The organism is Telmatocola sphagniphila, from assembly GCF_018398935.1.
Taxonomy (GTDB): domain Bacteria; phylum Planctomycetota; class Planctomycetia; order Gemmatales; family Gemmataceae; genus Telmatocola; species Telmatocola sphagniphila.
Window position 1 is genome coordinate 1501687 of the sequence record NZ_CP074694.1, and the last position, 14693, is coordinate 1516379.

The following is a 14693-nucleotide window of genomic DNA, read 5'->3' on the forward strand; positions in this document are numbered from 1 at the left end:
ATTTTCTGAAATTCAATCTTCAAGAGGAAGGCGTGGAATAAAATGACAACAGATTCCTGCATTCGATTTTTTGAGGAGTCGAAGGTGAATAATACAGCTTTATTTCGACGGGGAGTTGTCCTGCCGTTGAACGATCAGGCCGAAGAAAATCTCCGCTGCAACCACATCGACAAGTCCGCCGAAGTTCGATACCTGCCTATTCAATCCGAAGAGTTGTTTAACGATCTCTGCTCGCAAGGTTTATTCCATGAGATCAACCGTCGCTGCGGCTCTTTTATTACAGATAAGGAATCGGAATTGGTGGAAGCCGCACTCATTCCGAGTCTCTTAGTTTCCGTCGATTTTATTCTGCAAAAAGGCATTGTAGAAGAGGAGAATGTTAGCAATTTTCTAAAAGACTTGAGGTACTTGACTACTCAGGCATACGATCTCAATCGTCCTTTGATTTTTGTGCTGTAGCATTCGTCGCGATGATCTGCTTTTCGATACTTTTATGGAAAAGCGTTCGAAGATAATCGAGCGCTTTTTGCAAATTCAATTGTGCCTTTTCCGTCAATCCCTCTTCAAACTCAAATTCGTATCCGCGAAGCGTGAGCAAATAACTTCGCGGGGATGTGCCAAAGAATTTCTGGCAGATCGCCAGAAGTGTCTCCGGTCTCAGGATATGCGTAGAGAAGCTAGTCTCATCCTGAGGTAACACTACTGTCAGTCGAAACGGTTCATCCTCGGATATCGCGGCATCGATGAAGATCCAGAAATCGTAATCCTTCGCGGTCTGAGCATCTTCGAGATTCAAACAGTAGCAATCTTCAAGGAATACGTCGGGCAGATTCCACTCCCGAAGCTTGCGGATAGCCTCCGGACCCAAACCATCGTCCTGCCGACCCGGATTTCCGTAGCCGACGATCCACCCCTTTCCTCGGAAATCGGGTTCAATCATACGCGATATCGACGTGTGAGTTCCTGCCCATCGGGTCCTTCGAGAATCGCGACAAGCGGCATCTTCCCGATGGCATGCGTCGCACATGATAAACAAGGATCGTAGGCCCGTATCGCGACTTCGACGTGATTTAGTAACCCTTCGGTAATTTCCTGTCCGGAGAGATAATCCTCGGCCACCTTGGTTACCGAACGATTCAAAGCCTCGTTGTTGCTGGTTGTCGAGACAATCAAGTTCGCACTCTTCACCAGGTCGTCTTCACCCACCGTGTAGTGGTGGAATAACGTGCCTCGCGGGGCTTCGATCCATGCAATTCCCTCTTTTCGTCGGATACCCTTAGCTACCAATTCTCCCTGAAGTAAATCCGCATCGTTTAGGAACGTGTGAATTACTTCCAACGCATGGATCATGCAAATAATTCGCGCCCAATGATAAGCGAGCGTCGCATGAACCGGGTAACCCCAGCCGGCCTTCAAAAAGCGCTGTCTTTCCTGCTCGGCTAACGGGGTAGCAATATGTGAACAGCAATTGATCTGAGCCAGCGGTCCAACTCGATACCATCCCTCTTCTTTACCCAGCGATCTGATATGCGGGAACTTCATATAGCTCCAGGATCGAACTTCTTCCACTAGAACATCACAATATTGCTCCGGCTTCACTCCATCGAATATGATTTTGCCCTCTCGATCGATTGCCCGCAACCACCCATCATAAAGATCCATTGCCCCATCAGTTCCCACCAGGCTCATATAGCTGGAGGGAAAACTGCCGAATTCCGAGTGCCTTTTCCAATCTTCCCGGGCGATGGTCTGGCATAACTCCAGGGCTTCCTGCGTCCAGCCCAAAATTTGATCGACCTTTTGCCGGAGTTCATCTCTTCGCGACGCATCGAGTTGCTGATTGAAGCCGCCAGGGATGGCCGAGTTCGTGTGGATTTTGCGGCCACCGGTAGCCGCGATCACTTCCTGGCCAAAGCTTCGAATGAGGATCGCTCGCTTGGCCAACTCGGGATATCGCTGCGCCAGTCCAACGATATTTCGTTGAGCTGCCGGCGAATCAAAACCGAATAACAAATCCGGAGAGGCCAGGTGGAAGAAATGCAGAGCATTCGACTGGAGGATTTGACCATGATGCATCAGTCGGCGCATTTTATCTGCGCGGACCGGCACGCGATCTACCCCAATGACCTTATCCATTGCCTTGGCCGCGCAAAGATGATGGCTAACGGGACAGATACCGCACAGCCGTTGAATTACGACGGGAACTTCTCGGAACGGCCGACCCTGAATGAATTTTTCGAATCCTCGAAATTCGACGACGTGGAAGCGGGCCTGTTCTACCTGTCCTTTTTCATCCAGGCGAATGGTCACTTTGCCGTGCCCTTCCACTCGGGTTACGGGATCTATGATGATCTTGCGACGATGAGGTACGGAGTCCATGGCAATTATTCACTCGTATTTCAAAAGGCTCGGCGGCAACCTGGGTGAGCGGCCGGCCAGGAGTTCTGTCACAAAAAACCAAATCGCATCGGCGGAGGGAGGGCAGCCGGGAAGGAAGTGGTCGATTTTGACCACTTCATGGCAGGGGTAAACGCGATCGAGAAGACGAGGAAGATCGGGATCGTCAGGAATTTCTCCGCCGGATATGTGGGTCGGTCCTTGCGTGTAGGCTTCTTCCAGACAACTCGTCAGGCTGATCATGTTCCGAAAAGATGGCACTCCTCCTGTCAGAGCGCAGGCACCGACTGCCACTAAAATCCTGCAGTTCTTTCGGAAGTTTTTCAGAACGTGGACATTATGTTCGCTGGAGCAGCCTCCCTCAACCAGACCGATATCCACGATTTGATCGAATTCCTTTTTGTCGTTCAGTGGCGATTTATCGAGATCGATCAACTCGATTAAATCCAGGAGTTTTTCGTCGATATCGAGGAGGGACATATGGCAACCAAAGCATCCGGCCAGGGAACAGGTTGCCAGCTTCGGTTTTCTCACGATTGTCCTCCCAGAGGTTCTGGTGACGGGAGTTTTTTCTGTTCCACCTCGAAACCGATGAGATGCCGGTCGTAAACGCGATTTCCCACCGGTTGTTCGTAGGAATGATGCTTGGGGAGTATGCATCCGACAGGACAAACCTGGGTCGATTTGTCCGTTTCAAGGAAATTGGTTGAACCTAAACCAGTCAGAGCATCGACCGCAATGTGAGAGTCAATGCCCCGTCCTTCCAGACTGAATACGGCTTTCCCATCTTCGGTTTTGGAAGCGCGAACGCAGCGGCAACAGAGAATACAGCGATCTCGATCGATCAGAACATCGGGATGGCTGGCGTCGAGTTCCCGCTTCGGCCAACGAAAAGCCAGCCGGGTAGCATCCATACCGAGTCGATAACCCAGGGCCTGCAATTCGCAATTGCCGCTTTTTTCGCAAGTCGGACAGATATGGTTACCTTCGACGAACAGCATTTCCAGAATCATCCGACGATCATGCTGCAACTCAGGCGTTTGGTTCTCAACTTTCATTCCCGCTATCACTGGGGTAACGCAAGTGGCGGCGAAACGCCCGTTGATTTTGCAAGTGCACATCCGGCAATGACCACCCGGCGGAAGATCAGGATGGTAGCAGAGCCGTGGAATGTAGATCCCCTGCCGGTCGCAAGCCTTCAGAATCGTCTCCCCAGCATGTGCCGTCACAGTTTGCCCGTCCACAGTGAACTGCAAGAGTGAATCGTTCATAGCAGTGATATCCGTTCCCGTGCATCAGTCCGAAGTTGGGTGGCTTCTGCGAGCGATTTTTCCAGATCGAAATCGGGCTGAAAATCGAGGTTCGTTAATTGAGAATCCCAGAGTGGACGGAAATTTTTCAAGCTATCCAAAATGGGGTTCGGAGCTGTTTGACCGAGTCCGCAGCGGCTGGTTCGCGCTACCGTCCCGGCCAGGGATTCAAGCTGGTGCAGATCAGCAAGCGTACCCTGCTGCCCGAGAATTTTATCGAGCAGTCGTGGGAATAAAGCCGTACCAACGCGACAGGGGACGCACCAACCACAAGATTCCTCTTTAAAGAATTCGGAGAAACCGCGAACGATCTGGAGAAGATCACGCTGGCTATTGAAGATCATAAACGAGCCGCCGGAAGGAAGATCTTCGAAAGCGATTTTTCTGTCGAAGTCTTTAGGACCTATCAGGTGTCCGGAGGGGCCGCCAATTTGCACCGCGGCCACATCTGGAGCATCGGCAAGCTCGAGAAGTTCCTTTACGGTCGCGCCAAAAGGTACTTCGTAAACGCCCGGTTTATTGCAGTCGCCAGAGATGCTATGGAGTTTTGTACCGGTGGAATCGTGGGTTCCAATTCGAGAAAACCAGTCCGCTCCGCGAGCCAGGATTCTGGGAATGCAAGCAAAAGTTTCGACGTTGTTGACTGTGGTTGGCAATCCGAGGTAGCCGCGCTCCGTCGGATAAGGTGGGCGGTCGCGCGGTGCCCCGCGTTTTCCTTCAAGCGATTCGATCAGGGCGGATTCCTCACCGCAGATATAGGCTCCGGCCCCCATGTGAATTTGGATATCGAATGAGAAATCCTTGTCGTGAATTCTTGTCCCGAGCAGGCCCTTTTCCCGTCGCTCTTGAAGATGCTTTTCGAGCACAGGTTTCAGATAAGCATACTCCGCTCGCAGATAGATGATCCCGATCGAGGCTCCGATAGCCCAGGCCGCGATGGTTATGCCTTCCAGAAGAAGTTCCGGCACTTCACTCAGCAGGACGCGATCCTTAAATGTGCCCGGTTCTCCTTCATCGGCATTACATATGACAACGCGATCTCGGGCTGCGAAACTGCGGCAAGATTTCCATTTCAAACCCGTGGGAAAACCTGCTCCGCCTCTCCCTCGCAGCCGGGACCGAGTGACTTCCTCGATGACATTTTCCGGCGCCAACAATAGCGCCTTTTGCAGGCCCTCATTGGGGGGGTGCTCTGAAAAGAGTACCGGACCCTTCCGTTGTATGCCAAAATCTACTCGCGAGTGGTCATGCTGGGAAAGAGGCAAGCCCGATCTCAGGAGTTGAATAATTTCCGGCACATGATTGGGTGATAACCGTGTCAGTGGCCAATCTTCGATCAGTGCGGAAGGTTCCTGATCCGACATTCCCAGATCCGAAGTCCAGCTGAGAGAGAATTGGCCATCGGAGCTGGTGCCTCCCATCGTCACACCAAGAGCTTTTTCAAATGCGGCCGCCAGTTCGTCTGCGCCTTTCATGAGGCTTATGGGAGTCTTAGCGAGACGGATGGCGATTTTTCCCGTGCGGTTGAAATCCAGGAAGGTGTAAAAGCTGGCAGTGTCCAAGACTGCCGAATAATGAAGATTCAATTCCGAAGCAATGAACGCGACCATGGGTTTCGTGATCGGTCCAGCCACCTGCCGGATCTGACGCAGAAGTGGCACCAGATTCGTTTTGTCCGAATTGGATTCGCGAAGGAGAATTCGTATCAGCAACTTTAGTTGTTCGGAAACCTGAGCCAACTCCGGTCCTTGTGTAAACGGGATAATTCGGAGGGCAGTTTCGATAATATCTACATCCTGCAGAGTATCCGATGAAATTCACTACCGGGTGTTTTTCAGATACTTGCTGAAGAAAGCGATCATGGCTGCATCCGCGGCCTCGGCATCTTTGCCTTTGAAACCATGTCCCGCGCCTTCCATGGTCAATAATTGTGCATCGACATTGGCTGCTTTCAATCGATCAATTAACCAAACCGCCTGCTCGTACGCAACATAATTATCTTTCGTCCCATGAATGCACAATGTCGGGCTGGCGTTTGGTGTGACCCAGTAGAGGGGGCTGGAGCGAATATGCTGTTCGCGAGCTGTTTCCAGGTTGCCGCCGAGGAACAGCGGGAGGACTTCGGCCGCATCGACACTTTTGCCATAGGATTTCGTGAAATCGCTCGGGCCGAAATAGTTCACGACGCATTTAACCTTGCTCGAAAACTCCGCATTTCCCCCCTGCCCTTCAAATTCTTTGACATCCCCAGTCACTCCGAGAAATTGGGCGAGATGTCCGCCGGCCGAACCGCCTGTAACGCCGATCCTATCCGGGTCGATATGGAATTTTTTGGCATTTGCCCGTGCCCATCGTACGGCCGCTTTGACATCGTGAACCGCCGCGGGAAACGGGTACTTCGGTGCAAGGCGATAGCTGACAGTCATGGCTACAAAACCATGCTCGGCCAGCGTTCTACAGAGCTTGTCATAACCCGATCGATTACCGGCCCGAAATCCACCCCCATGAATGCAGATGATGGTCGGAAATGGGCCAGCTCCTTCTGTCGGGCGAGCCAAATTCAACTGCAGGTGCTGATCGTCGGGGTTGGAGTATTCAATATTCTGGAGAAACTCAATCTTGGCCATTGGTTTTGGAGTCGCCGTTTCTTGATCGGCTCGAACAATCGAACCGGAGAAAAGCAGGCTTAGGGTAAGTAAACTTCGAAAACAGAGATTTGTCGCTGACACGATCTGTTGCTCCAAATGGAGATTGGAAGGAGGCAATTACAGTTATTTTATGAATCCCGGTCGTCTAGTCAGAACTGCGGGAAAAAGAAGCTTGGTGAATTGCTCGCTCTTGAGTTAAGCTATCTATCCGCGAATTGGAGACCTTTTGCATGGCGATCTCCCGCTATTCGAGAACATTTTCATGGCGAAATATTTCCTGGCGCTCTGTTGTCTGACGTTCCTTTCCCTTCCGGTCTGGTCTCAGGGCTACCAACCGGAAGAAGCTCTTCGGAAAATGGAATCACCCAAAGGATTCCAGATTCAACTCGTTGCCTCGGAACCCCTGATTCGTCAGCCTCTGTCCATCAGTTTTGACGAGCGGGGACGACTCTGGGTGCTGCAGTATCTGCAGTATCCCACCCCAGCCGGCTTGAAGGCCGTGCAGCGGGACGAGTATCTACGGACGGTATGGGATAAAGTCCCTGAGCCGCCGCCATTTGGTCCAAAGGGTATCGACCGGATAACCATTCTTTCGGAGCCAAATTCTCAAGGCGAATTCACCAAATCGAAGGATTTTCTGAGTGATCTGAATATCTGCAGCGGGTTCTGTCTGGGAACCGGAGGTGTCTATGTATTGCAATCCCCGTATCTCCTTTTCTATCCCGATAAAAATCGGGACGATGTGCCGGATGGCCCGCCCGAAGTCTTACTCAAAGGCTTCGGTATGGAAGACACTCACTCGTTGGCTAATAACCTGCAATGGGGACCCGATGGTTGGCTCTACGGTGCGGCCGGGAGCACCAGTACGAGTCGAGTTATCAATCCCGCTCGAACCGACTCCCCGGCTATCGAATTTCAACAAGGTATTTGGCGTTATCATCCGCGGAAAAAAATCTTTGAACTGTTTACGGAAGGCGGCGGCAACATCTGGGGACTCGATTTCGACAAGTATGGGGAGTGTATTGCTGGTACAAATTATGGCGGCAAAGCCATGATGCATATGATTCCCGGCGCCTATTACGTAAAGAGCTTTTCCAAACATGGCGAATTGCACAACCCTTTTGCCTACGGTTATTTCGATCACGTCCCGTATCAGGACTTTCAGGGAGGACATGTCACCAACGGCGGTCGAATCTATCAGGCGGAGCGTTACCCGCAGGAATTCCGCGATACTTACATGGCGGGTAATCTGCTGTCCAATGTGGTTAATTGGCACGTAATGTCATCGGACGGCTCTTCATTTAAAGCCCGTCATGGCGGAACGCTCCTGAAAGCGAATGATTCGTGGTTCCGACCCGTCGATTGCCGTCTGGGACCGGATGGCTGTCTTTACGTGGCCGACTGGTACGACAAACGCGCCTCCCATCTCGATCCCATCGACAATTGGGACAAAACCAACGGCCGAATCTATCGGGTCTTTTATCCAGGTTCTGAGCCGAAGCCCTTCGATCTCAGCAAATTAAAGTCTCAAGAACTCGTCGAACTTCTGGAAAATCCTAATAAGTGGTACCGAATTGAAGCGAAGCGGATTCTCGCTGAGCGGCAGGATCGATCGGTTCTTCCTAGGCTCAAAACTCTGGCTCTTGGATCGGAAGATTGGAAAAGTCTGGAATCACTCTGGATGGCTTTTCAATTAGGTGGGTTCGAGGATCCGAGTTGGGTTGCTCAACTGCTGGGATCGGCCGATCCGCATATTCGGGCCTGGACTATCCGGCTCGCTGGCGAGCAAACTAATTTGGAACGAACGACCGATCTTAGACAAATCGCCGAGAAGCTTTCGAGTACGGAATCGAATCCGATTGTCCGGGTACAGATGCTGCAAACACCAAACGGTCTCGACTTTGATATCGTTAGAATGCTTAAAAGTGAGCGGGACCAGAAAGATCCGTTCTTGCCCCTGCTTTACTGGTGGCGATACGATCGGCTGACCAACGATATTGCCGTCGATACTTCGTCGGATTTGGAGAGCCTGTCCAAATTTCTGGTTTGGGAAAGTCAAATATTTCGGGATGTGATACTCCCCCGCCTGGCGCGTAAGTTTTTGTTTTTAGCAGCTTCCAGCGAGCGGAAACTCAAAATCGGCATCTGGTTATTGAAGAAAGCGCCGGATGCGGCAGCTATTCGAGCAATCCTGTCGGGGTTCGATCAAGCAATTATCAATGAGGCGAATAACTCTCAATTGAATCTGGCCTCAGCACTCAAAGTACTTTCGAAAAATAATCTTTACGATGAATTACTCTCTCGATTATTAATTAAGTTGCGAGACGAACAAGCGATTTCAGATTTAATGGTAAAGCTTCGTGCACCTGAAACAAAGGAATCAGACCGTTTGAAGTTTATAAAACTGCTTTCTCTCGTTCGAGATAAAAGGATTGGAGAGGTCATCTATAGCGAATTTTTAAAAGCCAAATCTGAAGGATATAGAGTCGCTACGTTACAGGCTTTGCAGAAGCAGCAAAATCCTTCGTTCAATTCCATGTTAGTAGAAATGTTCCCAAAATCTCAGGGAAGCATACGTTCGGTCTTGAAAGGGATGCTTCTGGCACGGGAGGATACAGCGCTCCAACTTCTAGTGAAAGTGGATTCTGGGGAGTTGAAAGCGACGGAGTTCCCGATGGAACTCGTTAAGAACTGCGCTTTGTTTCATAGCAAGAAAGTGGACGAGATAATTCTGAAGCATTGGGGTAGGATCGTCCCGCAATCGGCTGGCGAAAAGATCGCACGGATTCGATCTTTAAGTGCTGCGATTCGCAAGACCGCCGGAAATCCAATGCATGGCAAAGAACTGTTCACCAAAACCTGTTCGACCTGCCACCAAATCTTTGGGGAAGGTGGTAAAGTCGGACCCGATCTGACAAGCGCGGATCGAAAAAATCTCGATTATATGCTCACGCAAATCATCGATCCTTCTGCATACATTCGACCGGAGTACATCTCGCATACCGCTAAATTGAGTAGTGGTCAGGTACTGACAGGTCTGATTAAAGATCCTTCCCCGGAAAGGATTACCCTGCAGAATATTCGAGATAATCAGGTCCTAGAAACAGTTATATCCCGATCGGATATAGAAGAGCTTTCTCCCTCTTCCGTGTCTTTGATGCCGGAAAAATTATTGGATACATTTTCGGAACAGGATGCCGCGGATTTGCTGGCCTACCTGCAGAGCACTCCTCCCGCCAAAGCGAATACCAAAAAGCTCAAGATTCTCCTGATATCTGGATCTTTAGAGTATAAGTCGGATGAATCTCTCGTCGAATTTAAAAAGATAGTCGAGAAAGAGTATCCCTGGGAATGCACCTTAGCAATTCGAAAAACCGATAGTGAGATTCTGAATTTAAAATTCCTCAAGGACTGCGATCTGGCTATCTTCTTCACTCGCCGATTAACTGTGGAGGGAGAGCAACTTCAACTGGTTAAGGACTACCTGAAATCGAATAAACCGCTCATTGGCATTCGTACCGCCAGCCACGGATTTCAGAACTACCTTCAGATGGACAAGGAAATTTTGGGAGGAGATTATCAGGGTCACTATGGTGCAGGGCCTAAGTGTGAAGTACAGATTACGGAAAAGGGTAAATCTCATCCCATTCTACTGAAGGTACAGCCGTTCAGTTCGCCTGGGAGTCTGTACAAAAATCCGACTCCGGCGAAAGATATTCAGGTACTCCTCACGGGATCGATTCCAGATCATAAAGAACCAGTTGCCTGGATTCGAGAAGTGAATCAGAGACGCCTCTTTTACACATCTCTGGGGCATCCTTCAGATTTTCAAAATCCGAATTTTCGCCGTATGCTGACCAATGCGATTCTTTGGGTCACGGAAAAGTAATTCGGCGACCTTCACTGGGGATAATGGAGGTGCTTGCGAAGAAATTCGAAAGTCCGCACGCCATGAATTTGGTGGCCCCCGGGGAAGAATTCGATCTGCGTATTATCGGAAATTTTGAGTTTATTTGCATAGAGATAGCGTACCTTGGCATATTCGTACGCGATCATCGGGTCGATGCCGACGCCATCATCGTGACCGCGTTCGACCATAAAAGGCCGGGGTGCAATCAGATTTGCCATCTCCGCGTAATTGAACTTGTTGCCCATGTTGAATTCGAGCATGTCGTACTCGTTTGTGAACATGTAACTCATGGGAAGGTCGGTCGAAACGATCTTGCCGATCCACTCATTGAAATCGCCGGAACAAATCGAAAGGCAATAACGCTTCTCAACGGCCGGGACCCTCATCGCGGTTTTGCCGCCATAACTGAGTCCGTAAAAAGCAATTCGCCTGGGATCAACGTTCGGGAGGGTTTCCAACCAGTCGATCGTTCGCGAGTGCTGTTCGATGATAAAGCTGAACAGAGAGAGCTTCAGAGGATTGGCTTTTCTTAGGAGCTGACGGAAATCGTCCTCAAAGATATAAGGATTTTGCGGGCAATAGACGATATAGCCTTGTTCCACCAATTTGGCGGCAAACTGATTGTAAATGACCCGCTTTTCCTTTTCGATACAGGAGCTCGCTCGACCATTCAGCCCGTGCTGACAAACCACCACGGGTCGTCGCTCATCTTTTTTGAGATTCTTGGGTAATAGCAAGATACCGTTCGCGATGATCTCCGGGCAGACGTCGAGTACGATCTCGTAGCCGCTATAGCCGGGAGTGTCGTAACTTTTCCGGCTGCGCGGGTTCAATGGAACTTTAGGTTCCCGTAATTTTCCGATTGTCTCCTCATGAAAATATTTGCGATAGCTTTCACAGCTTTTTTCCCAGGCCTCCGGAGAACTTGCGTCGGCCGCTTTCCAGTAATCCTGCCGAACGGGTTCCGAGTTTCTCCAAAGTTGCTGAACGAATGAAACCATCTGGTCGAATTGTCGCCGGGCACGATCCGCTGTTTCCTGTTCACGGAGCTTTGGGGAGCGATGATCGGAAAGAGATTCTGAAGCCTCTATCCAGGGAGAATCGCTCACACCGCTTTTCAATTTCCGGAGCAGCGGAATCCAGTCCGCAACCTCCGAACTTTTGCGAGGGGTCTTCAGAAGAGTACCGAGGTAAGCTCCCCAGATGGGATCTTTGGTTTGATTTTTTACGGTTTCGATAAGCCGCAGACTCTCTATCGGGGTTCGGTATTTACTGGGAGGAGAAGCTCCATTTCGTCCCGCACGAGCCGCTGGAAATTGAAAAGTCCGATCAGGCGCATTTCCAAAAACAATCTGTTTTGGGAGCAATTTCGAAACAGAACCGAGATAGCTTCCGGAATCCCAGAAGTTGAGATCGAGTGGAGCATTTTCTGACAAACCGCCTTGGATTCCAACCATCTGAATCCTCGGATCAATCGAGGCCGAATATTGGGCAATCAGTCCGCCGATCCCGGTTCCTACCACAATAATTGGGACTTTCTCGGGCTGGATCGCGAACCAGTCTGCTCCTGCGAGGCATTTTTGAATTTCAAATCCAAGTGTGGTTCTTCCCATCTCGTAGCTCATCCGGTGAATGAATTCCCGATGAGATTGGTTGGTCCAGCGATTCAGCCGGGCATTCCCCGAAAAGTCGTCGTGGGTGTCGATTAAATAGGGAACCAGAACGCGAAAGTTATTCTCCGCGAGACGTAGAGCAAAAGGAACCTCGGATTTTGAACTCCCATTCAGACCAGCGATCTGCTCGGGGGAATCTTCGGTGTGCCCTATCGCTATAGCATCAGCAATGATCGTTTTTTTTGGCTGGAGTAACAATCCTTCGGCATCGATTCCCGATAGGACGGCCCAGCGAACGCGATAAATCCGCACCCTTTCCGACTCGGCTATCAGCTCCGGAGCATTTGGGCCGACTATATATTCCAAAAGCGGCGGCCGACGCGAGTCGACAACTCCCAGGATTTTCTTCAATTCCTGACGCTGGAGTTCCAGTGAACGGCGCAAGGATTCCGGGTTCGAACTATCGAAATGCCAGTCCCTCTGTCGCTCCAGAATCAACTTCCCCGAATATTTATCCAGATAAGAGTGGATTCCATCGACCATCACACGGGCCAAATCTCGCGATTCCGTGAGTAACTGGGTATTAGGTAGGGCCTCCGCTGGTTTAAATAAAAGTAGAGTACTCAGAAGAAGGGAGAGCATGAAAAGGAGCTCCTTGTAGGTCGGTATGCTGGGATTCTATTCTGATCAGCTTCCGAGACTAATGAAGCTTAGTCATTTTGCAGAGGGGATTTGAAAAAAATGGCAGTGCCGGAATTCCATACCATAGGTGAAGTTGAGTGGACTGGCTTAAAAGCGTGCAGTTCAAGTCGATAGGGACCTGCGGGTATCAAAAACGATGAGTGAGCAAACCGACGCGATAGTTGTAGGCTCCGGACCTAACGGTTTGTCCGCGGCAATAGTACTTGCGAAGGCCGGCTTATCTGTTTTGCTGGTCGAAGGGGCCCCGAATTTGGGAGGTTCGGTTCGTTCCGCAAATCTAACGCTTCCCGGTTTTCTTCACGACGTCTGCTCGGCCGTCTATCCGATGGGCATCGCCTCACCGTACTGGAAACAACTTCCTCTTCAGGAGCATGGACTCGAATGGATTCAGCCACACTATCCCTTTGCTCATCCACTCGATAACGGCACTGCGGTAATCCAGGAAAGATCCATTGAAGGGACAGCGGAGAGATTGGGTGAAGATTCCCGGAGCTACCTCAAGCTCATGCAACCTCTGGTAAGAAAATCGGAGATCCTGTTCAAAGAACTCGTCGGCCCCTTTCGTATCCCTCGTCATTCTTTGACTGCAATGAAGTTCGGGCTTCCCGCATTGAGATCGGGAGCTGGCTTGGCTCGGTTTTACTTCAAGGAGACGCCAGCCCAAGCGTTATGGTCCGGGTTGGCGGCCCATGCTGTCCTCCCGTTAGAAATGAGGCCTGGTTCGGCAATAGCCCTGATGCTCGGAATCGCCGGGCATGCGGTGGGTTGGCCGATAGTAAAAGGGGGATCCCGAAATTTAACCGAGGCCTTAGCGTCCTACTTCCGGTTTCTGGGAGGCAAAATTGAAACGGATCGATACGTAAAATCTTACTCTGAAGTGCGAGGTTATCGCCTGGCCTTATTCGATGTCGGGCCGCATCAGTTAGAAAAAATTCTAGGAGAGCACTGCCCTCCTCGATATGCCCGGACACTCAAAAAATATCGCTACGGTCCAGGGGTTTGCAAAGTGGATTGGGCCCTTTCCGCCCCAATTCCTTGGAAGGCCGCGGAATGCCGGGTGGCCGGAACTATTCATGTGGGTGGAACGCTAGAAGAGGTGTGCCTTTCAGAATCGGAGGCTTGGAAAGGCGTGCACTCGGAAAGACCTTTCGTGATGCTTGGTCAACCCACGATTAACGACCCGAATCGAGCGCCGTCCGGTCAGCATACAGCCTGGGGTTACTGTCATGTCCCGAATGGCTCTTCAGTGGATATGACGGAACGGATTGAATCTCAAGTCGAGCGATTTGCACCGGGCTTTCGGGAGACAATTCTGGCTCGATACACTCGAATCTCTTCTAGCTGGGATAGCTACAATCCTAATCTCGTCGGGGGTGATATCGTCGGCGGAGTGGCCGATCTGTATCAGCTTTTTGCTCGCCCGGCACTTCGTTGGAATCCGTATTCGACTCCCCTCCCTGGGGTATTTATCTGTTCCGCCTCGAGTCCCCCGGGAGCAGGTGTACATGGCCTATGCGGCTATTATGCCGCTCACTCGGCCCTGAAGTCGTTGTAATTTAGGACCTTCACTGCTTAGCCGGGACCCGTTTGAGAACGAAAGCATAATCGGTTTTGAGCACCGGTCTATCCGGAATAGATGGTTTGGAATCTTCGCTTTTGCCGGTTTCTTTGGGCCTAGCTGGAATAATGGAAATTGCCAGGAAATCCTTGGTGGCGACATAAGATCCTCTTTTGGAGTGCTCGTCAAATTTGGCATCTTTCACATCCGATTTTGAGGCGTCCGGCAATTCCCAAATTTCGACCGTTTGGTCCGCGCCAAACTTAATTCGCAAAGTCATAAAACTGGTTTTGACATCCATCGGCGTAATTACATTGCTTATGATCGAAACCTTTCTTCCCACGCTCTGGACATTCGGACTGCCTTGCCTTTCAAAACTTTCGATCGTCCAGATCCCATCCAAAGTGGCGACCATGTTCTGCATTGCATCGGGTACTACCGGCGCAGGTGTCTGAGTCATAGTCAGTAGATGCAACGCGATGATGAAGCCAAGCATGGGAAAACCCTCTAAGGCCAAATGGACTCGTGTTTCGAATATTAGGAAACGGCAAAGTA

At 50.5% G+C, this 14693-nt stretch carries 11 protein-coding genes; 3 read left to right on the forward strand and 8 right to left on the reverse strand.

Annotated features, from left to right (window positions below; all coding sequences use genetic code 11):
- Nucleotides 1-84 precede the first annotated feature (84 nt).
- Nucleotides 85-459: a hypothetical protein gene (locus KIH39_RS06265; RefSeq protein ID WP_213498400.1), complete on the forward strand. Its 375-nt coding sequence runs from the start codon at nt 85-87 to the stop codon at nt 457-459.
- On the opposite strand, the gene KIH39_RS06270 is transcribed toward KIH39_RS06265, so the two are convergent.
- The 6 genes from KIH39_RS06270 to KIH39_RS06295 all read right to left on the reverse strand — a co-directional run bounded on the left by KIH39_RS06270 (nt 431) and on the right by KIH39_RS06295 (nt 6436).
- Nucleotides 431-940 carry a hydrogenase maturation protease gene (locus KIH39_RS06270; RefSeq protein ID WP_213498401.1) on the reverse strand — a complete coding sequence of 170 codons (510 nt, stop codon included), beginning with the start codon at nt 938-940 and terminating at the stop codon, nt 431-433. The genes KIH39_RS06265 and KIH39_RS06270 overlap by 29 nt on opposite strands.
- Nucleotides 937-2379, reverse strand: a complete 1443-nt coding sequence (locus KIH39_RS06275; RefSeq protein ID WP_213498402.1) for a Ni/Fe hydrogenase subunit alpha — start codon at nt 2377-2379, stop codon at nt 937-939. Before KIH39_RS06275 ends, KIH39_RS06270 begins: the two co-directional genes overlap by 4 nt.
- Before the next feature lie 9 nt (nt 2380-2388).
- Nucleotides 2389-2934 (reverse strand): NADH-quinone oxidoreductase subunit B family protein, encoded by a 546-nt coding sequence (locus tag KIH39_RS06280; protein ID WP_390623695.1) that lies wholly within the window; start codon nt 2932-2934, stop codon nt 2389-2391.
- Nucleotides 2928-3668 carry a 2Fe-2S iron-sulfur cluster-binding protein gene (locus KIH39_RS06285; RefSeq protein WP_213498404.1) on the reverse strand — a complete coding sequence of 247 codons (741 nt, stop codon included), beginning with the start codon at nt 3666-3668 and terminating at the stop codon, nt 2928-2930. The genes KIH39_RS06280 and KIH39_RS06285 overlap by 7 nt, the downstream gene beginning before the upstream one ends.
- On the reverse strand, nt 3665-5446 hold the full coding sequence (locus KIH39_RS06290) for an NADH-ubiquinone oxidoreductase-F iron-sulfur binding region domain-containing protein (RefSeq protein WP_213498405.1): 1782 nt from the start codon (nt 5444-5446) through the stop codon (nt 3665-3667). Before KIH39_RS06290 ends, KIH39_RS06285 begins: the two co-directional genes overlap by 4 nt.
- Nucleotides 5447-5527: 81 nt before the next feature.
- Nucleotides 5528-6436: an alpha/beta hydrolase gene (locus KIH39_RS06295; protein ID WP_246539561.1), complete on the reverse strand. Its 909-nt coding sequence runs from the start codon at nt 6434-6436 to the stop codon at nt 5528-5530.
- 181 nt (nt 6437-6617) lie between these two features.
- Here KIH39_RS06295 and KIH39_RS06300 point away from each other — a divergent pair, with 181 nt between their 5' ends.
- A complete protein-coding gene (locus KIH39_RS06300; RefSeq protein ID WP_213498406.1) occupies nt 6618-10244 on the forward strand; it encodes a PVC-type heme-binding CxxCH protein in 3627 nt (1208 codons plus the stop codon).
- Nucleotides 10245-10255: 11 nt separating this feature from the next.
- On the opposite strand, the gene KIH39_RS06305 is transcribed toward KIH39_RS06300, so the two are convergent.
- Nucleotides 10256-12520: an alpha/beta hydrolase family protein gene (locus KIH39_RS06305; RefSeq protein WP_213498407.1), complete on the reverse strand. Its 2265-nt coding sequence runs from the start codon at nt 12518-12520 to the stop codon at nt 10256-10258.
- Between the two features lie 196 nt (nt 12521-12716).
- On the opposite strand from KIH39_RS06305, the gene KIH39_RS06310 reads away from it, so the two are divergent.
- Nucleotides 12717-14135, forward strand: a complete 1419-nt coding sequence (locus KIH39_RS06310; RefSeq protein WP_213498408.1) for a phytoene desaturase family protein — start codon at nt 12717-12719, stop codon at nt 14133-14135.
- Between the two features lie 10 nt (nt 14136-14145).
- On the opposite strand, the gene KIH39_RS06315 is transcribed toward KIH39_RS06310, so the two are convergent.
- Nucleotides 14146-14634: a hypothetical protein gene (locus KIH39_RS06315; protein ID WP_213498409.1), complete on the reverse strand. Its 489-nt coding sequence runs from the start codon at nt 14632-14634 to the stop codon at nt 14146-14148.
- Between the last annotated feature and the right edge of the window lie 59 nt (nt 14635-14693).